Below are 18,512 nucleotides of genomic sequence, written 5' to 3' on the forward strand. Positions count from 1 at the left end.
CCGCTTAGCGCTGCTAAGCGCGCAGCCCGCTCACCGCGTGGCGGATGAGCGTAATCGCATGGTCGATATCGGCCTCGGTGGTAAAGCGGCCGAAGCTGAACCGAATCGACGAGAGGGCAAGACGTCGCGGGACGCCGATGCCCAGTAATACATAGGACGGGTCAACGCTTGCCGAGTTGCAGGCAGACCCGGTGGAGACCGCGACATCGCGCAGCCCCATCAGCAATGATTCACCGTCCACGCCTTCGAAGGCGAGGTTCAGGATGTTGGGTACCGACTGCCCGAGCGGCGTGTTGGCGTAGACGCCTTCGAGCCCCTCGAGCCCTTTGAGAAAGCGTTGCTGCAGCTGGATGATGCGTGCCTGATCCTCGGCGTGCTGCTGCTGAATGAGTTTAAAGGCTTCGCCCATGCCGGCGATCTGGTGCGTGGGCAGCGTGCCCGAGCGCATGCCGCGCTCGTGGCCACCACCGTGAATCAGCGGTTCGATGCGCATGTCCGGGTGGCGCTTCACGTAAAGCGCACCCACGCCTTTCGGGCCGTAGGCCTTGTGGCCCGACAGCGACATCAAGTCCACCTGCTGGGCGACCACCGACAGCTCGATGCGGCCCACGGCCTGGGCGGCGTCGCAATGGAAGGCCGCGCCAAATTCATGGGCCACGGCGGCCAGGGCGGCGATGTCGTTGATGCTGCCCAGCTCGTTGTTGACCGCCATCAGCGAGACCAGCGCGGTATCATCGCGCATGGCGTCGCGTAGCTGCGCGGGCTGAATGCAGCCGTCCGCGCCGGGGGCGAGCCAGCTAACCTCGAAGCCTTCGTGTTCCAGCGCCCGGGCGGTATCGACGATCGCCTTGTGCTCGATGGTCGAGGTGACCAGGTGCATACCGCGCTCGCGGTTGGCGCGCATGTAGCCGATCAACGCCAGGTTGTCGGCCTCGGTGGCGCCGCTGGTCCAGACGATTTCGCGCGGGTCGGCGCCGATGGTATCGGCCACCTGGCGGCGCGCCTGCTCCACGGCCTGTTCCGCCTGCCAGCCGAGCATGTGACTGCGCGAGGCGGGGTTGGCAAACAGCTGATCGACGGTCAGGTAGCGCTGCATTACCTCGGCCACGCGGTGATCCACCGGCGTCGTGGCGGCGTAATCGAGATAGATGGGAAGCGAAGTAGCCGTCATCGTGGTCATGTTACCTGTGTTGAAAAACGAGGCGCGCGGCCCGGGTTATGGGGATGACGCCAGAATGCCCGCCGCAACGCGCTGCTGCTGACGCTCGGCCACCCGCATGACATCCGGCCGCTGCATCAGTTGGGCGAGGGTGACGTCATCCAGGAAATGGCGAATTTGCGACGATAGATCGCACCATAAATGGTGCGTCAGGCAGGTATCGCCCTGCTGACAGTCGGAAAGCCCCTGGCAGCGCGTGGCGTCGACGGTTTCGTTGACGGCGTCGATCACCTGGGAAACGCTGATGCTGTCCGGCGCATGGGCGAGCAGGTAGCCACCCCCCGGGCCGCGTACGCTATTGACCAGCCCGTAGCGGCGCAGCCGAGCAAACAGCTGCTCGAGATACGACAGCGAGATTTCCTGGCGCTGGGAAATCTCGCTGAGGCTGGTCGGCCCGTGCTGGGCATTGAGGGCCAAATCCAGCATGGCCGTAACGGCGTAACGCCCTTTGGTAGTCAAACGCATGACAGGTACCTCGACGCCGATGGCTCAGCGCTAACGGCAAATGTGCTGCCATTATGGGAAAACCCGAGTGCTTTGGTCAACCATTACCCGTTGGCGTGTCCTGGTCGTGAGACGCCGTGGGCGTCGAACGCTTGCCGAGCCCCGGGCAGGCGCCGTCCGCCTCTTCCAGAATGTCGGCGAAATCCTCGTCGCGCAACGCCGGGAGCTGGCCGTCGCGGTAGCTGGCATCCAGCTTGCGCAGGGTCGAGCACATGCGTTCGATGCGCTCGTCCACGGCGTGCATGTGATCCAGCATGGCTTGCATGGAGCGGGCCACCGGGTCGGGCATGTCTTCGCTGACGCCGTAGGCATCAAAGCCGAATTTCTGGCAGATGGCTTCGCGACGGGCGGGATCCACGTCCAGTGCTTCTTCAACGTCGGGTTCGGCGCGTTTGACAATCTTGCCGGGAATCCCGACCACCGTTGCACCGGCGGGCACCTCCTTGGTCACCACGGCGTTGGAGCCAACCTTGGCGCCGGCACCGACGGTAAAGGGGCCGAGGATCTTGGCGCCGGCGCCAACAATCACGCCATCGCCCAGGGTCGGGTGGCGTTTGCCCTTGTTGAGGCTGGTGCCGCCCAGCGTAACGCCCTGGTAAAGGGTGACGTTGTCGCCGACCCGGGCGGTTTCGCCAATCACCACGCCCATGCCGTGGTCGATGAAAAAGCGCCGGCCGATGGTGGCCCCCGGGTGAATTTCAATGCCGGTCAGCCAGCGGCCAAACGTCGACAGCGAGCGCGACAGCCACTTGAGGTTCTTCTGCCATAGCCAGTGGCTGCAGCGATGCAACAGCAGTGCGTGCAGGCCGGGATAGTTGGTCAGCACCTCAAGAAAGTTGCGGGCGGCCGGGTCGCGCTCAAAGACGCTGTTTATATCTTCACGCAGGCGTTGAAACATGGGGATCCCTTGGGCGGTAGCAGTGCGGTTCATCACCGGGCGGTGCTGACCATCATCGCCGAATGATTGTGCGCGGTTGACAGATGATGGTGGGGGCGCGCGCTGGTGTCTTCAAGTCTAGCGGTTCACTCCCGGTGATGCCCGGGCCGCGTTGCCTTTTCGGTGGCGGAGAGAATGCCGCGCAGAATATTCATTTCCATCTGCTCGGGGCGGGCGCGCAGATAGAGACGCCGCAGCCGCGCCATCAACTGGCGGGGCTTGTCGGGGTCGTGGAAGTCGATGGCCACCAGGGTGCGCTCCAGATGCTCAAAGTAACGCTCGAGGTCGGCGTGGGAGGCCAGTTCATCATCCGCGTCTGCCACCGGGACAGGTTGTGCCGCGTCGGCGGGGGGGCCAGCAGGTGGCTGAGTGTCGGCTTGACCCAGCCACGCCATGCGGCATTCGTAGGCGAGCACCTGCACCGCGGCCGCCAGGTTGAGCGAGCTGAAGTCGGCATTGGTGGGAATGTGCACGTGAGCATGGCAGCGCTGCAACTCGGCATTGGTCAGGCCGCTGTCCTCACGGCCAAAGACCAGCGCGACGCGGGCCGTTGCCGCCTGGCATTCACCGGGTAGGCGATCGGCAAGCTCGCGCGGCGAGAGCATCGGCCACGGCAGGGTACGCGAGCGGGCGCTGGCCCCCACCGCGAGCGTGCAGTCCGCCACGGCGTCTTCGATGGTCGCCAATACCTGAGCGCTGTGCAGCAGGTGGTCGGCACCCGAGGCGCGGGAGATGCTCTCTTGGGTAATGACCTCGCAGCGCGGCGCCACCAGCGCCAGGTCGGCAAGCCCCATGTTATGCATGGCACGGGCAACGCCGCCGATATTGCCAGGGTGGCTGGTGCCGATAAGGACGATGCGAATGCGCTCAAGCATGATAAGACCCGGTCACAGGAAGCGGAAAAGCGGCAGTCTACCATGAGTCGATAGCATGCCCGATAGCGGTCTGCTAGAATTGCGCGCCAAAGGCGAAGCGTCCGCCTACCGTTCTTTAACATCACTGTGACAAGGCCCAACCATGAATCCGATGGTCCAATTTACGCTGCGCGCGGCGCGCGGCGCTGTTGAACACTTCCTGAAGGTGCGCGAGCGCATTGAAAACGCGCACGATGAGTTCAACCTCGACAAACTGCTTGAAGACACGGCGCGTAAAGCCGAAGGCACCATTGTTCAGCAGCTAGAGCGTGGCTATCCCCAGCACGGGGTGATGGGGCGCTACACGCCCTTCAGGCCCGGCCAGGATGAAAACGACGATATCGTCTGGAAGATTGAGCCCATGCACGGCTATTCCAACCTGGCCGTCGCGGGCAAGGGCTTTGCACTCTCAGTGGTGTGTCTCGTCAAAGGTCGTCCCGAGCATGCAGTGGTGATTTCGCCGTTCGGTGACGACGAGTACATTGCCAGCCGTGGCCGCGGCGCCCAGCATAACGACAAGCGTATGCGGGTCAGCCAGGCCAAGGCCATCAGCGCTACGCGACTGGCCATGAGTCTCCCCGAATCATGGCTGCGCCCCCGTCATCTGCCGGCCTATCTGACCATTACCCAGCAGCTTGCCCCTCAGGTCGATACCCTGATCGCCACGGGCAGCGGTCTACTGGATATCCTCGAACTGGCCACCGGGCGCGTCGACAGCGCCTTTGTGCTGGGCCTGGAAGAGCAGGATATGCAGGTCGGCACTCTGATGCTGAAAGAAGCCGGCGCGCTGATGGGCAGCCCCGACGGTCAGCCTAACGTGACTGCCGAAGGCCAGCTGCTGGCGGCGGGCCCGCGCCTGTATAAAGCCATCATCAAGCAGCTGGCGCCGCATATCTAGTCACCTTCCAGCCAAACAAAACGCCCCTGTCGGGAATGCCGGCAGGGGCGTTTTTGTGTGCGGTCGAGCGTGCCGGTTCAGGGCAGCTCTTCCTCTTCTTCCGGGTCTTTCTGGGTGGGGATCAGGTCTTCGCGGGACAGCTTGAGCGGAAGCAGCAGCGCCCCGGAAACGTAGATGGACGAGAATGTACCCACCACGATGCCGACCAGCAGGGCAATGGCAAAGTTCTGTATCATGTCGCCGCCCAGCAGTAGCAGGGCCAGCAGCACCAGCAGCGTGGTACCCGAGGTAGCCAGCGTCCGTGACAGCGTGGCGTTGATCGCATCGTTGAAGATCTGCGGCATGTCGTCAATACGCGACATGCGGATTTCCTCGCGCATGCGGTCGTAGACCACAATGGTGTCGTTCAGCGAGTAGCCGATGACGGCCAGAATCGCGGCCAGCACGGTCAGGTCAAAGTCGAGCTGGAACACCGCGAAAAAGCCCACCACGATGATCACGTCGTGCATCAGTGCCAGCAGCGCGCCGATGGCGAACTTGTACTGAAAACGCAAGGCCACGTACAGCATGACCACGCCCAGGGCGACCAGCAGGCCCATGCCGCTCTGGTCGCGCAGCTGATCGCCCACCTGGGCGCCGACGAACTCGGCGCGGATCAGATCGACGCTGGCGCCGTCATCTTGCAGCAGGTTGACCACCTGGTTGCCGATATCGGAATCAAAGGCCTGGCGCAGACGAATCAGTACCTCGCTTGAGGCCCCGAAGGTCTGTACGGCGACGTCTTCAAAGCCGCTGTCTTCAAGCAGCTGGCGCACCGAGTCGAGGGCGGGCGCCTCGGCGTAGCGCACCTCGATGAGCGTGCCGCCGGTGAAGTCCAGGCCTAGATTAAGCTGCTGGAAGAAAATCGCGCCAATCGACACGATCAGCAGGACGGCAGCGACGATGAACGCCAGCTTGCGGCGCCCCATGAAGTCGATTTGCCGTTGTGTTAAAGGTTTCATTACCACCTCGTGAAATCTGGGCTGAGCGTTGGCGTTAGATCCACAGCTTTTTGACTGGTTTGCTGCCGTACGCCAGGTTGACCATGGCGCGGGTCACCAGTAGCGCGGTAAACATCGAGGTCAAGATACCGATAGACAGGGTGACGGCGAAGCCTTTGACCGGCCCGGTACCAATGGAGAACAGGATGACCGCCACCAGCAGCGTGGTGATGTTGGCGTCGACGATCGACGTGAAGGCGCGTTCATAGCCGGAGTAGATCGCCTGCTGGATCGACATGCCGTTGCGCAATTCTTCACGTATTCGCTCGAATATCAGTACGTTGGCGTCGACGGCCATACCCAGCGTCAGCACGATACCGGCGATGCCTGGAAGCGTTAGCGTGGCCCCCAGCATCGACATGGCGGCCACCAGCAGGGTGAGGTTCAGCACCAGGGCGATGTTGGCGAAGATGCCGAACACCTTGTAACGAGTCAACATGAACAGCGCGACCAAAAGCAGCCCGATCTGCACGGAAAGCAGGCCACGTTCGATGTTGTCCGCGCCCAGGCTTGGCCCGATGGTGCGCTCCTGGACGAAGTAGATCGGTGCGGCCAGCGAGCCCGAGCGCAGCAGCAGGGCAAGCTCGGCGGCTTCGGTGGGTGACTCAAGGCCGGTAATGCGGAAGCTGTTGCCGAGTGCACTCTGGATGGTCGCCAGGCTGATCAGGCCGCGCTCCACATAGGGTTCGCGCACGGTGACTTCTTCACCGTCTTCAATGACCGTGCGCTCTTCGGTCTTGTGCTCGATGAACAGCACCGCCATGTTGCGCCCGATGTTGCTGCGCGTGGCGCGGTTCATCAGCGTACCGCCGGTGCCGTCTAGGTCGATATTCACCTGGGGACGGCCGTTTTCGTCAAAGCTGCGGCTGGCGCTGGACACGCTGTCGCCGGTGACGATGACGTCACGCATCAGCTCGGCCGAACGCGATTCATCGTTACGGAAGCTGAAGCGTTCGGTTTCGCTTTCCGGCGTATCGGGGCGGGCCTCGAGGCGGAATTCCAGGTTGGCGGTCGCGCCGACAACGCGCTTGGCGGCAACGGTATCCTGTACGCCGGGCAGTTCGACCACGATCTTGTCGGGCCCCTGGCGCTGAACCAGGGGTTCGGCTACCCCTAGTTCATTGACACGGTTGCGCAGCGTGGTCAGGTTCTGGTTGATCGCGTAGTCCTGGATTTCATTCACCGACTCATCGGTCAGCGACATCACCAGACGGGAGGCCCGGCCGTCTTCTTCGCTGGTGTATTCAAAGTCGGGGAACTCGCGGCTGATCAGGCTGCGCGCTTCGTCGCGGTCATCTTCGCTGGCGAAGTCGATTGAAAGGCTGCGTTCGTCTACCTCGGTATTCCGATAGCGGAGGCGTTCTTCGCGGAGCAGCTCGCGCATGGCGCTGGCGTTGACCTCGAGCCGTTGGGTCAGGGCGGCTTCCATGTCCACTTCCAGCAGGAAGTGAACGCCGCCCCGCAGGTCGAGACCCAGCGTCATGGGCGAGGCGGAAAACGCCTGGAGCCAGCCGGGCGTGGCTTCGGCGAGGTTAAGCGCAACCGTCGCCTCGTCGCCCAGCAGGTCGCTGGCGATTTCCTTGGTACGTAGCTGATCGTCGGAACTGGACAGGCGAACCAGCCACTGCTGATTGATCTGTTCGATGGCCTTGATGTCGATGTCAGCGTCATCGAGGGCGTCTTCGACACGCTCTATTTCGCTTTCATTCAGCGTTTCGCCGGTCTGGGCGCTGCTGATCTGGACGGCGGGATCTTCAGGGAACAGGTTGGGAAGCGCGTAGATAAGGCCGGCCACTAAAACGACCAGTATCAACAGATACTTCCACAGGGGGTAACGGTTGAGCATGCAAGCCCTGCCTTCAATTACAAACGGAATGCCGTGCACGGATCAGCCATGCACGGCAAGGTTCACCATCGTTGATACCATGTCACCCCTGCCGGGATGGCTGGCATTCAGGCAGGGGTACTACATTACATTAGATGGACTTGATGGTGCCCTTGGGCAGTACGGTGGCAACGGCGTTTTTCTGCACGTTGACTTCGGTGCCTTCGGCGATCTCCATGGTCAGGAATTCGTCGCTCACCTTGGTGATGCGGCCGACCATGCCGCCGCCAATGACGATTTCATCGCCCTTGTCCAGATTGCTGATCAACTGCTTGTGCTGCTTCGCGCGCTTGGCCTGGGGACGCCAGAGCAGGAAGTAGAAAATCAGCACAAAACCGACCAGCATCACGATTTGTGCAATACCACCGCCAGCGGCCGCTTCCTGGGCATGGGCTGGTGAGATGAAGAAATCCAGCATTGCAGAGAACTCCTGGTTAAAAACTCAATGATTGAGCAGATTAAAGCACCCGCCGGAACGGGCGCTGATTAATTCGCGAGGGGAGGCACCGGCAGACCGCGTCGAGCGTAAAAGCCTTCCACAAAGGTCGTCAATGTACCCGCTTCGATTGCCGCGCGCAAATCAGCCATCACACGCTGATAGTAGCGCAGATTATGGATGGTATTGAGCATGGATCCCAGCATCTCGTTACAGCGGTCGAGGTGGTGTAGATAGCCGCGCGAGAAATGCTGGCAGGTATGACAGTCGCAGGCCTCTTCGAGAGGACGGGTGTCATAGCGATGCACCGCATTACGGATCTTGATGGTGCCGTCGGCGGTGAACAGATGGCCGTTGCGGGCGTTGCGGGTGGGCATCACGCAGTCGAACATGTCCACGCCGCGGCGCACCCCTTCGACCAGGTCTTCGGGCTTGCCGACGCCCATCAGGTAGCGGGGCGTGTCGTCGGGCATCCACGTGGGCAGATAGTCGAGCACTTTGATCATCTCATCCTTGGGTTCGCCCACCGACAGCCCGCCGATTGCCAGGCCGTCAAAACCGATGTCGATCAGTCCCTTCAGCGAGCGCTCGCGCAGCGCGGGGTGCATGCCGCCCTGAATGATACCGAACAGCGCCGAGGGGGAGTCGCCGTGAGCCTCCCGCGAGCGCTTGGCCCAGCGCAGCGAGAGCTCCATCGACTTTTCGGCTTCGTCAAAGGTGGCCGGGTAGGGCGTGCACTCGTCGAAGATCATGACCACGTCAGAGCCCAGCGAGCGCTGCACCGCCATCGATTCCTCCGGCCCCATGAACACCTTGCTGCCGTCCACCGGGGAGCGGAAATGCACGCCCTGCTCGGTGATCTTGCGCATCTCGCCCAGCGAAAATACCTGGAAACCGCCGGAGTCGGTGAGGATCGGCTTGTCCCACTGGGCGAAGTCGTGCAGGTCGCCGTGGGCGTCGATAACGTCGGTGCCGGGACGCAGCCACAGGTGAAAGGTGTTGCCGAGGATGATCTCGGCACCGATGTCTTTGACCGACTGGGGCGTCATGCCTTTGACCGTGCCGTACGTGCCCACCGGCATGAACGCCGGTGTTTCCACCGTGCCGCGGGGGAAGTGGAGGCGGCCCCGGCGTGCGCGTCCATCGTCGGCGAGGCGCTCAAAGCGCATAAAGCATTCGTTTCGCATGGTGGTTACTCGTTCTGGAAGCGGTTGCAACGCAAAAAAAGGGTTAGCGGGTCAGCAGCATGGCATCGCCATAGCTGAAAAACGCATAGCGCTCGTCAACCGCCGTTTGATAGGCGTGCATAATAGTGTCGTAGCCCGCGAAGGCGGAGACCAGCATCAAGAGCGTCGATTCCGGCAGATGGAAGTTGGTGATCAGCGCGTCCACACAGCGCCACTCATAGCCTGGATAGATGAAGATATCGGTGTCGCCGCTGAAGGGGGCAATCTGCCCGTCCGGGCTTTTCATGCAGGCGCTTTCCAGGCAGCGCACGCTGGTGGTGCCCACGGCAATCACGCGTTTACCTGCCGCCTGTGTCTCGCGAACCTGCCGGCAGGTCGCCTCAGACACCTCGATCCACTCGCTATGCATGTGGTGCTCGAGGATATTGTCGACGCGCACCGGCTGGAAGGTGCCGGCGCCTACGTGCAGCGTGACGAAGGCTCTATTGATGCCTTTCTCCGCCAGCGCATCAAGCAGCGGCTGGTCGAAGTGCAGGCCTGCGGTGGGCGCGGCCACTGCGCCGTCGCGCCTGGCATACACGGTCTGGTAGCGTTCGCGGTCGCTGAGCTCGTCGTCGCGGGTAATGTAGGGCGGCAGCGGCATATGGCCGTGGGCTTCGAGCAGCGCAATCATCGGCGTCTCGCCCAGAAAGCGCAGCTTGAACAGGGCGTCGCGGCGGCCTTCCACCACGGCGTGAATATCGCCCTCGAAGATCAGCTCGGTGCCCGGCTTGGGCGACTTGCTCGAGCGGATGTGGGCCAGACCACGGTGGGCATCCAGCGGGCGTTCCAGCAGCATTTCCACCTTGCCACCGCTGGCCTTCTGGCCGTGCAGGCGCGCCGGAATCACCCGGGTGTCGTTGAACACCAGCAGGTCGCCGGGCTCGAGGAGCTCGAGCAAATCCGTAAACCGGTGGTGTTCAAGCGCGCCGCTCCTACCATCCGCGCACAGCAGACGGCAGTCGCTTCGCTGCTCGGACGGGTAACGGGCGATAAGCTCGTCGGGTAGCTCAAAGTGAAAATCCGCGCGCTGCATGTGAAAGCTCTATTCCGGTAGTCAAACGGGCGTCATAGGATAGCGCTTTGTGTGGATAAAGTCAGTCAATGTGATTGACCTAGAAGGCGATCTACGTATAATGCGCAGCCATTGCCGGTGTGGCGGAATTGGTAGACGCAGCGGATTCAAAATCCGCCGCTGTAACAGGCGTGCCAGTTCGAGTCTGGCCACCGGCACCATCTTTTAAATCAGGCACTTAGGTGCCTTTTTTTATGTCTGAAATTCCTGTTTTTTCTTCCTGAAATTCCTCTTGTGTCCACTTTTTGTCCACAGTAATTTTCGGCGCGTACTTAATCGCGTCGGCTAGGTGGTCGGGTGACAGGTGGGCATACCGCATTGTCATGGAAATGGTCTGATGCCCCAGGATCTTTTGTAACGTCAGCACATCCCCGCCGTTCATCATGAAATGAGACGCAAAGGTGTGGCGTAAAACGTGGGTACGTTGGCCTGTGGGTAAGGTGATACCCGCTTTTAAAATGGCTGTGGAAAACGCTTTGTAGGCTGGGTTAGGAAATAGCCTTCCTATTCTGGGGCCGTGTGCTAATAGCGCTTGATAGAGCTCTTGGGGAAGCGGGATGGTTCTATTTCTGCCGTTTTTGGTGCCAGTGAAAGTGACACGGCCATTACGTAGCATTTCAGCGCGTAAGTATTGGGCTTCACTCCATCGAGCACCTGTCACAAGGCACAAGTGAGTGATAAGCCGTACATCGGGGTTATTTGACTCGTCAAGGGCTTTGAAAAGGGCACTGATATCCTCAGGGGTGAGGTACGAGAGTTCCTTTTCATTCAAGCGTAGGGGTTGGACTTTGGCGAAGGGGTTTCCGTCGCTCCACTCATCCAGCTTGATGAGCTTATTAAAAACGGCCCTCAAATGCGCCTGATCGTGATTGACGGTGTTCGGGGTAATCCCCGCTTCTAGGCGCTTTTGCCGAAGCTGTGTCGCGTCTGCAGGGGTGATCGTGGTGGCAAGCGGGTTGCCCATCATATCGGCCAAGGCATTCAACTGAGAGTAACGCCGGTTACCATCCTTGAGGGATATCCCATGGTAGTTATACCAAAGCTGGATCAAGTCCTTCAGGCGGCGTTTGTCGCGCTTTTTTGGTTCGTAAGGTTCACCAATAGCCGCTTGGCCAAGCACATAGCTTTCAAAACGTTTGGCTTTGGCTTGTGAGGGCAAGGTTTTGCGAACCCGTTTCCCACCCACACCGTTGGGACGAACATCGACATGCCAGCCGTTTTTGACTTTCTTGATGGCCATTACGCTGCCTTCCCTACCAATCGTCGCTCGATCAGCTTCTGTTCCACGATCTGCCGGAATTGGCCGGAGTCGACGCCCCTTCGTCGGTAGTATTCGGCGAGGTCTTCCCACATGCCGGAGCGTTGGAGGTAGCGGACGGCTTCGTGGGTACGAAAGCCTTGGCGGGCGTAAATGCTGATGAGGTTGCCAAAGGCCAGGGTGACGTTCTTTTCGTTGCCGATGCCTGGAGCTTTGCGCGCACGTTTGTACATGAATGACGGTTCGTGGCAGTAGAAACGGGCGTCTTCCTGCATGACCTGCCAGGCGGGATCGATTAGGTTGCGGCGCGTGTCCAGGCGGTAGGACTGCATGGCGGTTCGCCAGAGACCGGAGAGGTGGGGTACCACGTCAATGAAGCGGTTAAAACCGTGGGAGGCGTCCAGGACTTCACCGGTATCAACGTTGCATGGCACGCCCTGGGCATACTCCCGCAGCACGGATTGATGAAAACGTAGCTCGATACGCCATACGGTTTGCTCAGGGTCATAAGCGGGGCTCAGATCATCTTTGACGGCGTGTTTCCAGATGCCTTCCCAGAAGTGCATCTTGTCGCGGTGTTTGGCTTCGAGGGTCTTATTGTAAATCGCGCATTGCAGCGCCCCTGCCGTTCCGAACATGTAGGTTTCGCCGCGGCCGTAGGTGGTGGCAATGCTACCGTGGGCAAACTCCAGGTCTTCGATGCCGTCGATGCGCATGATCTTTTTGGAGCGGGTCACGAATCGCTGCATGAAGTCGGTGGGCGGTTCCCAGCCCTGGACGTCAAGCGCCAGGTGAATCGCACAGCCGACCGGCTCGACGTAAGCGAGCATGTGCGCGGCGATGTTGTACATGAAGTCTTGGCACTGCTGGGGGCTGCGCTCCTGGATGAAGTGCGGGGAAAGCTCAATTTTCAGGTGGGTGCCGATGTTCTCCACCTTGGTATGCCGTGCCTGGAAGAAAACGATCACGCCAAGCTCGTTGTTCTGGAGGCGGTAGCGGAAGCCTGAACCGGCTGCGCCGGCCCCGACTGACCATGTGACGTCGAACAAGTCCATGGTGGCCCCTTTGCCTTCGTTGTAGACCCTGATGATCTCATCGAACTGGTACAGGCAAGGCTTCCCCTGGTACAGCTGACGTACCGTGTCCACGCCTGCGTTGAGCAAGCGAAGGTTGTCTAACTCACGCTGACCCGCCGAGCTGATTAACAATTTTCCAAACGGGTCTTGCTCGCCTTTTTGAAGGGAAGCAATCGAATAACGGTTCCAACGCTCCATGAGCTTCTTCCTTAAATTTCAAAATGCTGAAACGTGCTCTAGTGAGCCAATAACTCGGGTTTGGTTGTCACTCTGCGAGACGTGTTACAGGGCGGGTCTCGACCTCTTGATACCAGCGAGTTGCCACGAGACCGGCCACGGATTGGGTGGCGTTTTGGTCAGTGACGCGCTGGTTGGCATCAAAACGAGGGAGCACCGTGGCCTGTAACAGCACATGGAGGTTGGTGCGTTGGGCGCTGGTGGATTCGTTCTTGAACAACCGTCCGGCAAGGGGGATCTCTGATAAGCCTGGCACGCCGGAGACCTGGGAACGGTCGTCCTGTGACGAGAGGCCGCCTAGTAAGAGGGTTTGGCCGGAACGGATTTGAACGGTGGTATTGATTTGCCGTTGGTTGGTAATGATATCAGACGCCACCAGGGAATCGGTAAGCGAGTCGGCGGAGGTGGTGATATCCATGATCACCAGGCCCGAGGCCGTGACCACCGGCAGGACGTTCAGGCGGATACCCACATCACGGCGCTCGATGGTCTGGAAGGGGTTATCGATGTCGGCAGATTCGCCCGTTACGCGGCCGGTGACGAAGGGGACATTCTGGCCGATGGAGATAATGCCGCGCTTGCCGGAGAGCGTGAGTATTTGGGGTGTGGATAACACCTTGGAGGTGGAATCACGCTGCAAGGCGTTAATGGCAAACGCTAATACATTGCCGTCGAAGATCCCGAAAGTGCCGCCGGTACCGCTTAATGAAGTGCCGAGGTTATCGGTGTTGAAACCGCCTGCCACGTCGCCACCGGTGGCCTTGCCAAGCGACACGCCTAAATCAAAGGTGTCGCCGTCCGTGGTTTCGAAAATTACCGCCTGAATCAAGATTTGCGGGTGTGACACATCGATATCGGGGATTAGGTCTTGGAGCTGGGCCAGTTGCTTCTCTGGGCCCTTCGCCAGTACCGCGTTGGAGGCGTGCAGCACTTGAACATGCGGCTGGGTAGCGTCCCCTGATTGCTGCGTTAAAAAGCTAGTGATCAAGGGGGCGATATCGTCGGCGCGCACGTTATCGAACGGGAACAGGTGGGTGGCCTGGGGTTCGGGTGGCTTTTCTAACGTGGGCGGTGAGGCGATCACGTCGCGGGGATCGGTCGGGCCGTCGGCGCGTTGAGCCGTGGACGCCTGGCTACTGGGGGCTACCGTGGGCGGATTGCCGGGCAGGATGGTGTAACCGTGGCTGTTAAGCACGCCCTGGAAGAACTCATCCAGTTGATGGTCGGCCACGTCGGGCGCGTAGACGGTCAAGGTACCGGTGGCCTTGGGGTGAATGGCCAACGGTGTATCGGTTTGCTCGACGTACCAGCGCACAAACTCCCGAATATCGGTGTCCTGCATTTGCACAGGCGTGGCGTGGGCGGTGATCGACAGGGTGGCCAGGGTGATACCGGCGATGGTGTTAGCAGCGAATTTCAGCATGGGAGACTCCATTTTCTACACGAACAAGGCAGGCGCTAACGGGGACGATGCGAAAGCCTTGGCGGGCGAGATCGTCGGTGGTTAGGGACTGCTGGTCGCTATCAATGAGGCGGTAGGTAATTTGCTCGCCGAGCTGGGTAAAGCTGGCGATGCGGGTGTTGCTCAGGTCGGGTAGTGCAGGGGGTGGCGTGTCGTCCTGGGAGCGGGCATCCACGCGGTCGGCCACCAGAACCGAGACGGTGAGGAACACGCCCAGGGCAAACGATGCCAGGGAGAGAAACGGACGGTTAAAACGCTTCCAGTAGATGCGTGTCATCTTCATGTAGAACCTCGCATCCCGTGGCACGCGGAACATGCCGTGGGTGTACCAGGGCGGCAACACGGAATAGGTGCCGTGGGGGTAGTGGTCGGAAAAGGCTTGCTTGGTGTCATAAGCGGGGTAGAGGGCGCGGCCGGTGTACGTCCAACGTTCCACGGTGAGGCTCTGGGGCGAGTCGCCGTATTTGACGATCCCCAGGTGAACCTTGGGGAGCGGCATTTTTTTGCCCATGAACAGGGAATAAAGCGCGCCGACAAAGGGGACGGTGACGCGATCCAGGCGACGGCAGTACACCACGTGTTCGGCCAGGGCCAGGCGTGCCTGTTTGTCCATGATGGTGACGTCTTGGATCAGGAAGATGATGTCCCAGCCGAGCTTGCGAGCGTGGAGAAACCAATTGATCACGTCCTGGCGGCTTTTATCGTTCCAGGAACGGGCGTTGAACCAGGTGCCGCATTCGTCCAGCACCAAGAGGCCGTTGGTGTTTTCGTCGTAATCGTCGGTACCCGTGCCGATGGCTTTAAGATCGGCCAGCACGGGTTTATCGGGGATGCGGTAGCAGCGGGTTTGCTTGGCCTTTTCGCCGATTAGCTGATCCAGGTTCAGGTCGAGGTTGGTGGCGACCTTGCAGCCCTGAACCAGCTTGTCCTTGATCTTGCCGACGGCGACCAGGGTTTTACCGGCCCCGAGTTTGCCGGTGACGACGTAGACGGCCATTAGAGAACGGGCCTCCCTTGCTCCCAGTCGATCAGCTGTTTTTTCTGCTGGAAGACCCACACGGCGATCTTGCTGCTGTAAATCGCCGCCATGCAGGCTTCAAAGTTGCTGGGTTTAATCGCACCGATGCCCTGGGCAAGCTCTGATGGAAGGGTTGCGCTCAGGCCGTTGATAATCGCGGCCAGGGTGCCCCCCAGAGCGACCAGGAGCGTGATGTAGAGCGTTGTCCAGACCAGCATCCCCGCGAGGCGGTTGGTAAAGCGGGCGGCGATGCGGGTGATCAACCATTCCAGGACGCGGGAGATAAAGCCGATAATCGCGCCCATGCCGAGTAGTGCGGGGAGTGCCATTTATGCGGTCCTCTGACTGGAGCGGAAGAAGGTGTCCACGACGCTAACGACCGTCCAGAAATAGACGATCCAGGTCAGCCATTGCTGAATGGTGGTGAACGCAAGACAGGAAATTTCCATGGGGCCAAACTGCATGGGCGTGCAGCCGCCGGAGGGGAGCGAGGGCAGGCGGGAGGTGACTTGTTCCGCGATGCTTGAGGATTCGGCTTCGCCAATTTCGTCCATCAAACCGCGTACTTCGTCGCCGTACTCGGCTTCTTCCTCGCTGACACCGTCCAGGGTGTCGTCCATGCTGGAAGAATCGAACAGGTCGTTGCCATCGCCCAGGTCTTCGGTAAGTCGGTTAGCAAGGTTTTTCATCATGCCTTTACCAATTTGCTGAATGCACCCGAGAAGACCTTTGTCATCGGTGGCCGCCGAGTGACCCTCTTCGGTAGGGCCATCCTCTTCGTAGCAAACGTTAAGGCCGAACGCACTGGTCAGTGATTTACCCAGGCCCTCAAATAAACCGGAAACCTCTTCGGTTTGTTCGCCTATTGCCTCGTCTATGCCGGTAGTGACGGTATCGCCTAAGCTTTCGAGGTCATCTGAGATGGCATCGCTTTGACCCTTTATGGCGTCGGTCAGGGTTTCCGTTTGTGCTTCTGTCGCCGCCTTGAGGTCATTGGTCTGGCTATTCAGTGAACTGGTGACATCGTTGGAAAGCGCATTGATAGCGTCTTGATTGGATTGGCCAGCGGAGCCAATGGCTTCGATAATCCCAGATTCATCGAACTCGAAGTCGGGAACGGTTGAGCCGCCACCAGAGCCGCCGCCGTTATCAGAGTCATCATCGTCAGAACCGTCGCCACCTCCGCCTGAGTCATTACCACCGGAACCGCTGCCGTTATCGTCGTCGGGGTTATCGGGGTCGGTTGGATCGGCGCCGCCAGTATCGCCATCGTCATTATTGCCGCCACCAGAACCGCCACCGCTGGACGGTTTGGAATGGACAGTTCCATTGTCATCGACGTAAGAGAAATAATCGGGAGCAGACTCCCAATCCACCATGTAGTCAGTGTCGCCGATCGTGACGCAACTGGATGAATCAGAGCATCCCCCCGGTAACGGTTCTAAATATTCAGGTGTATTAAAATCAATAACGGAAAAAGTCCCTGAACCATCAAGTCCGCCTTCTATGGTTCCTCCCCATTGGCTACGTTTCCCTGTAGATTCTGACTCAATAGGAAAAGAACAAGTAATATCATCATCGGTGCCAGAGCAGGCCGTAACGCCGCCACCAGCCGTTACAGAACAAGCACCGTTGTTTGTTCTGACTGAACCACCATTGCTCAAGTAATTAGCAACGCCAGCGTTAGTGGTAGTGTATGAGGTGCCATCTGAGTTTGAACACTTATCATCACTATAAGGAACATTGTGAAGAGGGTTGTTGTAATCAGAATCAGTAAGATCAGATATGTTCTTTGAATATATATAGCAGCTAAATTCATCGGGAAATAATGCGTCAGGTGAACATCTTAACGTGTAAGCTTTACTCTCTGAGGTAAGAGATGACATTTTTGAAGTTATTGAGCTGGGGCATGATGGGTCTTTAAAATTTCTACAAAAATAAGAAGGACCAATAGAAGTCCAGCTAGAAACATTAACATCGTAGTATTTACTAGCGATATCAATAGGTGCTAACTCATCATCAGACAAGGCGTCTGGAGAAAACACCATTAAAAAAGGCGCTAAGAGCAGTAGTAAAACGGCTTTTTTAATCATGTTCCCCTCGCTATTGAAAAAGGGGCGTTTCCGCCCCTCAATGATTACGTCAGGCATCGTGTTAAGAAGCGCGGTTAGCAAACTTCTTGAACAGCTTGATGCCGATTAATGCGGCGGTGATGGAGGCGACGACCGGCCAGGCGTAACCGGCCATATCCGCCCCGGCGGATTGCACCTCATTGAAGGCCGCTTCTGCGCCGGTAGGGGCTGTTTGTGCATGGGCAGCGGCTGACGCGACCAGAAGGGCAGCACCGCCAGCCACTTTGCCGCGAGTGTCGGTAGCGGCTTGTTTTACGTGTTGTGCGATGGTGTTAAGGGTCATGAGACAGACTCCATAAAGCGTTTTACAGATAGAATGATGTGCCCAAACGCCCACCCGAGGGCGTAGGACGTGAAAAGGGAACTAACAACAAACGTCAGGCTTGGCTCGTTCATCGTTGCCCCCCATTTATCGCGCCGATCCCGAAGGCAAGGACGAGGCCGACGCAATAAACCAGGAGCCACAGACTGGAAATTTCGTTAGTGTCCATGGCTCAAAATCCTATTTTTTGTCGCCGCTGGCGACGGGTTGCTGTTGGCTACCGGCCGCGCTTGGCTTGCGGGCGGCGAGGACGTGCATGGTGGCTTTGCCAGCGGATGACCGAAATTCGATATCGAGTTCCAGCGGGCACGGCATGTGCGGGGCGAAGGCGTGCAGCTGGTCGAGAATTTCATAGGGCGCGGACATGGTGCTGACCTGATTGCCCAGCTGGTTTTCGTTGTCGGGTGCTGAGGGCTGCATGATGGTGACTTTTGCGCCTTTGACGCCGTTGTCCATGCTGTAGCGTGATGCGCCGATGACGTGGGCTTGAATGGTGTTGATCATGGTTAGGGTTCCTTTTCGTTAGCGTTGGGTTCTGGCGGCTTGGGTTAGGCAGTAGTCCGCGAGAACGGCTAGCTCAGTGGTGTCAGGGGTCACACCGTCCAGTAGTAACGTCAGGTGTTCAGCCTGGGCGTAGTACGTCGCGGCGCGTGCATAGTCCCGGCCATGCAGGCACCGCTGGCCCCGCTCCCTCAGAGCTCGGGAATCGAGGCAGGGGGAGTCCCCTGCCCGCCCTCCGTGGCCCTCTGGTCTTTCTGCACGGCAGTCCACCCCGGCACGGCTGTCAACCGCTCGTGCCTCGGGTGTGACAGCCGCGCCGGGGCGGACTCGAGGAGCCGTGCGACCGACGGGCGACGGATGACGGGCAGGGGA

19 protein-coding genes and 1 tRNA gene are annotated in these 18,512 nt (G+C 59.5%); 2 read left to right on the forward strand and 18 right to left on the reverse strand.

The window, feature by feature from the left end; all coding sequences use genetic code 11:
- Window positions 1-13: 13 nt before the first annotated feature.
- From QC815_RS11240 to QC815_RS11255, 4 genes are all read right to left on the reverse strand, one after another.
- Entirely contained in the window at window positions 14-1,171 is a 1,158-nt protein-coding gene (locus QC815_RS11240) for an aminotransferase class V-fold PLP-dependent enzyme (protein ID WP_310539783.1), read from the reverse strand.
- A gap of 45 nt (window positions 1,172-1,216) precedes the next feature.
- Window positions 1,217-1,684: a Fe-S cluster assembly transcriptional regulator IscR gene (iscR, locus tag QC815_RS11245; RefSeq protein WP_230447096.1), complete on the reverse strand. Its 468-nt coding sequence runs from the start codon at window positions 1,682-1,684 to the stop codon at window positions 1,217-1,219.
- A 76-nt stretch (window positions 1,685-1,760) separates the two neighbouring features.
- Window positions 1,761-2,621, reverse strand: a complete 861-nt coding sequence (cysE, locus tag QC815_RS11250) for a serine O-acetyltransferase (protein WP_230447095.1) — start codon at window positions 2,619-2,621, stop codon at window positions 1,761-1,763.
- Between the two features lie 125 nt (window positions 2,622-2,746).
- A complete protein-coding gene (locus tag QC815_RS11255) occupies window positions 2,747-3,535 on the reverse strand; it encodes an RNA methyltransferase (RefSeq protein ID WP_230447094.1) in 789 nt (262 codons plus the stop codon).
- A gap of 142 nt (window positions 3,536-3,677) precedes the next feature.
- Between QC815_RS11255 and QC815_RS11260 the strand changes: the two genes are divergently transcribed.
- Window positions 3,678-4,472: an inositol monophosphatase family protein gene (locus tag QC815_RS11260; protein ID WP_310539786.1), complete on the forward strand. Its 795-nt coding sequence runs from the start codon at window positions 3,678-3,680 to the stop codon at window positions 4,470-4,472.
- Window positions 4,473-4,549: 77 nt separating this feature from the next.
- Here QC815_RS11260 and secF read toward each other — a convergent pair whose 3' ends face one another.
- From secF to queA, 5 genes are all read right to left on the reverse strand, one after another.
- Complete coding sequence (gene secF, locus QC815_RS11265) at window positions 4,550-5,473, reverse strand: protein translocase subunit SecF (protein ID WP_310539788.1); 924 nt, start codon at window positions 5,471-5,473, stop codon at window positions 4,550-4,552.
- A 34-nt stretch (window positions 5,474-5,507) separates the two neighbouring features.
- A complete protein-coding gene (gene secD / locus QC815_RS11270) occupies window positions 5,508-7,358 on the reverse strand; it encodes a protein translocase subunit SecD (protein WP_230447091.1) in 1,851 nt (616 codons plus the stop codon).
- Between the two features lie 130 nt (window positions 7,359-7,488).
- A complete protein-coding gene (gene yajC, locus QC815_RS11275; RefSeq protein WP_230447090.1) occupies window positions 7,489-7,815 on the reverse strand; it encodes a preprotein translocase subunit YajC in 327 nt (108 codons plus the stop codon).
- Between the two features lie 68 nt (window positions 7,816-7,883).
- Complete coding sequence (tgt, locus tag QC815_RS11280) at window positions 7,884-9,002, reverse strand: tRNA guanosine(34) transglycosylase Tgt (protein ID WP_479694313.1); 1,119 nt, start codon at window positions 9,000-9,002, stop codon at window positions 7,884-7,886.
- A gap of 61 nt (window positions 9,003-9,063) precedes the next feature.
- Window positions 9,064-10,095 (reverse strand): tRNA preQ1(34) S-adenosylmethionine ribosyltransferase-isomerase QueA, encoded by a 1,032-nt coding sequence (queA, locus tag QC815_RS11285; protein WP_310539793.1) that lies wholly within the window; start codon window positions 10,093-10,095, stop codon window positions 9,064-9,066.
- A 113-nt stretch (window positions 10,096-10,208) separates the two neighbouring features.
- Between queA and QC815_RS11290 the strand changes: the two genes are divergently transcribed.
- A tRNA-Leu gene (locus QC815_RS11290) sits at window positions 10,209-10,295 on the forward strand.
- Between the two features lie 17 nt (window positions 10,296-10,312).
- Here the strand turns inward: QC815_RS11290 and QC815_RS11295 are convergent.
- The 9 genes from QC815_RS11295 to QC815_RS11330 form a co-directional block, all read right to left on the reverse strand.
- On the reverse strand, window positions 10,313-11,374 hold the full coding sequence (locus QC815_RS11295; protein WP_310539795.1) for a phage integrase: 1,062 nt from the start codon (window positions 11,372-11,374) through the stop codon (window positions 10,313-10,315).
- Window positions 11,374-12,666, reverse strand: a complete 1,293-nt coding sequence (locus QC815_RS11300) for a hypothetical protein (protein ID WP_310539796.1) — start codon at window positions 12,664-12,666, stop codon at window positions 11,374-11,376. Before QC815_RS11300 ends, QC815_RS11295 begins: the two co-directional genes overlap by 1 nt.
- A 67-nt stretch (window positions 12,667-12,733) precedes the next feature.
- Window positions 12,734-14,128 (reverse strand): secretin N-terminal domain-containing protein, encoded by a 1,395-nt coding sequence (locus QC815_RS11305; protein WP_310539797.1) that lies wholly within the window; start codon window positions 14,126-14,128, stop codon window positions 12,734-12,736.
- Window positions 14,109-15,164 carry a zonular occludens toxin domain-containing protein gene (locus QC815_RS11310; protein WP_310539799.1) on the reverse strand — a complete coding sequence of 352 codons (1,056 nt, stop codon included), beginning with the start codon at window positions 15,162-15,164 and terminating at the stop codon, window positions 14,109-14,111. Before QC815_RS11310 ends, QC815_RS11305 begins: the two co-directional genes overlap by 20 nt.
- Window positions 15,164-15,514, reverse strand: a complete 351-nt coding sequence (locus QC815_RS11315) for a DUF5455 family protein (RefSeq protein WP_310539801.1) — start codon at window positions 15,512-15,514, stop codon at window positions 15,164-15,166. Before QC815_RS11315 ends, QC815_RS11310 begins: the two co-directional genes overlap by 1 nt.
- Window positions 15,515-17,278: a hypothetical protein gene (locus QC815_RS11320; RefSeq protein ID WP_310539803.1), complete on the reverse strand. Its 1,764-nt coding sequence runs from the start codon at window positions 17,276-17,278 to the stop codon at window positions 15,515-15,517.
- Window positions 17,279-17,339: 61 nt separating this feature from the next.
- Complete coding sequence (locus QC815_RS11325) at window positions 17,340-17,600, reverse strand: major coat protein (protein WP_310539805.1); 261 nt, start codon at window positions 17,598-17,600, stop codon at window positions 17,340-17,342.
- Between the two features lie 109 nt (window positions 17,601-17,709).
- Window positions 17,710-17,808, reverse strand: a complete 99-nt coding sequence (locus QC815_RS17385) for a tail virion protein G7P-2 (RefSeq protein ID WP_422828716.1) — start codon at window positions 17,806-17,808, stop codon at window positions 17,710-17,712.
- A gap of 11 nt (window positions 17,809-17,819) precedes the next feature.
- Window positions 17,820-18,143: a hypothetical protein gene (locus QC815_RS11330; RefSeq protein WP_310539807.1), complete on the reverse strand. Its 324-nt coding sequence runs from the start codon at window positions 18,141-18,143 to the stop codon at window positions 17,820-17,822.
- Between the last annotated feature and the right edge of the window lie 369 nt (window positions 18,144-18,512).

Origin of the sequence: Vreelandella gomseomensis, assembly GCF_031451645.1 — a bacterium.
Classification (GTDB): domain Bacteria; phylum Pseudomonadota; class Gammaproteobacteria; order Pseudomonadales; family Halomonadaceae; genus Vreelandella; species Vreelandella gomseomensis.

Excerpts from the sequence above, each read along its gene's own strand:
- secD (WP_230447091.1), bottom strand. The coding sequence starts at position 7,358 with ATGCTCAACCGTTACCCCCTGTGGAAGTATCTGTTGATACTGGTCGTT.
- QC815_RS11310 (WP_310539799.1), bottom strand. The coding sequence starts at position 15,164 with ATGGCCGTCTACGTCGTCACCGGCAAACTCGGGGCCGGTAAAACCCTG.
- QC815_RS11330 (WP_310539807.1), bottom strand. The coding sequence starts at position 18,143 with ATGATCAACACCATTCAAGCCCACGTCATCGGCGCATCACGCTACAGC.
- iscR (WP_230447096.1), bottom strand. The coding sequence starts at position 1,684 with ATGCGTTTGACTACCAAAGGGCGTTACGCCGTTACGGCCATGCTGGAT.
- secF (WP_310539788.1), bottom strand. The coding sequence starts at position 5,473 with ATGAAACCTTTAACACAACGGCAAATCGACTTCATGGGGCGCCGCAAG.
- QC815_RS17385 (WP_422828716.1), bottom strand. The coding sequence starts at position 17,808 with ATGGACACTAACGAAATTTCCAGTCTGTGGCTCCTGGTTTATTGCGTC.
- yajC (WP_230447090.1), bottom strand. The coding sequence starts at position 7,815 with ATGCTGGATTTCTTCATCTCACCAGCCCATGCCCAGGAAGCGGCCGCT.
- QC815_RS11320 (WP_310539803.1), bottom strand. The coding sequence starts at position 17,278 with ATGATTAAAAAAGCCGTTTTACTACTGCTCTTAGCGCCTTTTTTAATG.
- tgt (WP_479694313.1), bottom strand. The coding sequence starts at position 9,002 with ATGCGCTTTGAGCGCCTCGCCGACGATGGACGCGCACGCCGGGGCCGC.
- QC815_RS11325 (WP_310539805.1), bottom strand. The coding sequence starts at position 17,600 with ATGACCCTTAACACCATCGCACAACACGTAAAACAAGCCGCTACCGAC.
- QC815_RS11240 (WP_310539783.1), bottom strand. The coding sequence starts at position 1,171 with ATGACGGCTACTTCGCTTCCCATCTATCTCGATTACGCCGCCACGACG.
- QC815_RS11300 (WP_310539796.1), bottom strand. The coding sequence starts at position 12,666 with ATGGAGCGTTGGAACCGTTATTCGATTGCTTCCCTTCAAAAAGGCGAG.
- QC815_RS11295 (WP_310539795.1), bottom strand. The coding sequence starts at position 11,374 with ATGGCCATCAAGAAAGTCAAAAACGGCTGGCATGTCGATGTTCGTCCC.
- QC815_RS11305 (WP_310539797.1), bottom strand. The coding sequence starts at position 14,128 with ATGCTGAAATTCGCTGCTAACACCATCGCCGGTATCACCCTGGCCACC.
- cysE (WP_230447095.1), bottom strand. The coding sequence starts at position 2,621 with ATGTTTCAACGCCTGCGTGAAGATATAAACAGCGTCTTTGAGCGCGAC.
- queA (WP_310539793.1), bottom strand. The coding sequence starts at position 10,095 with ATGCAGCGCGCGGATTTTCACTTTGAGCTACCCGACGAGCTTATCGCC.
- QC815_RS11260 (WP_310539786.1), top strand. The coding sequence starts at position 3,678 with ATGAATCCGATGGTCCAATTTACGCTGCGCGCGGCGCGCGGCGCTGTT.
- QC815_RS11315 (WP_310539801.1), bottom strand. The coding sequence starts at position 15,514 with ATGGCACTCCCCGCACTACTCGGCATGGGCGCGATTATCGGCTTTATC.
- QC815_RS11255 (WP_230447094.1), bottom strand. The coding sequence starts at position 3,535 with ATGCTTGAGCGCATTCGCATCGTCCTTATCGGCACCAGCCACCCTGGC.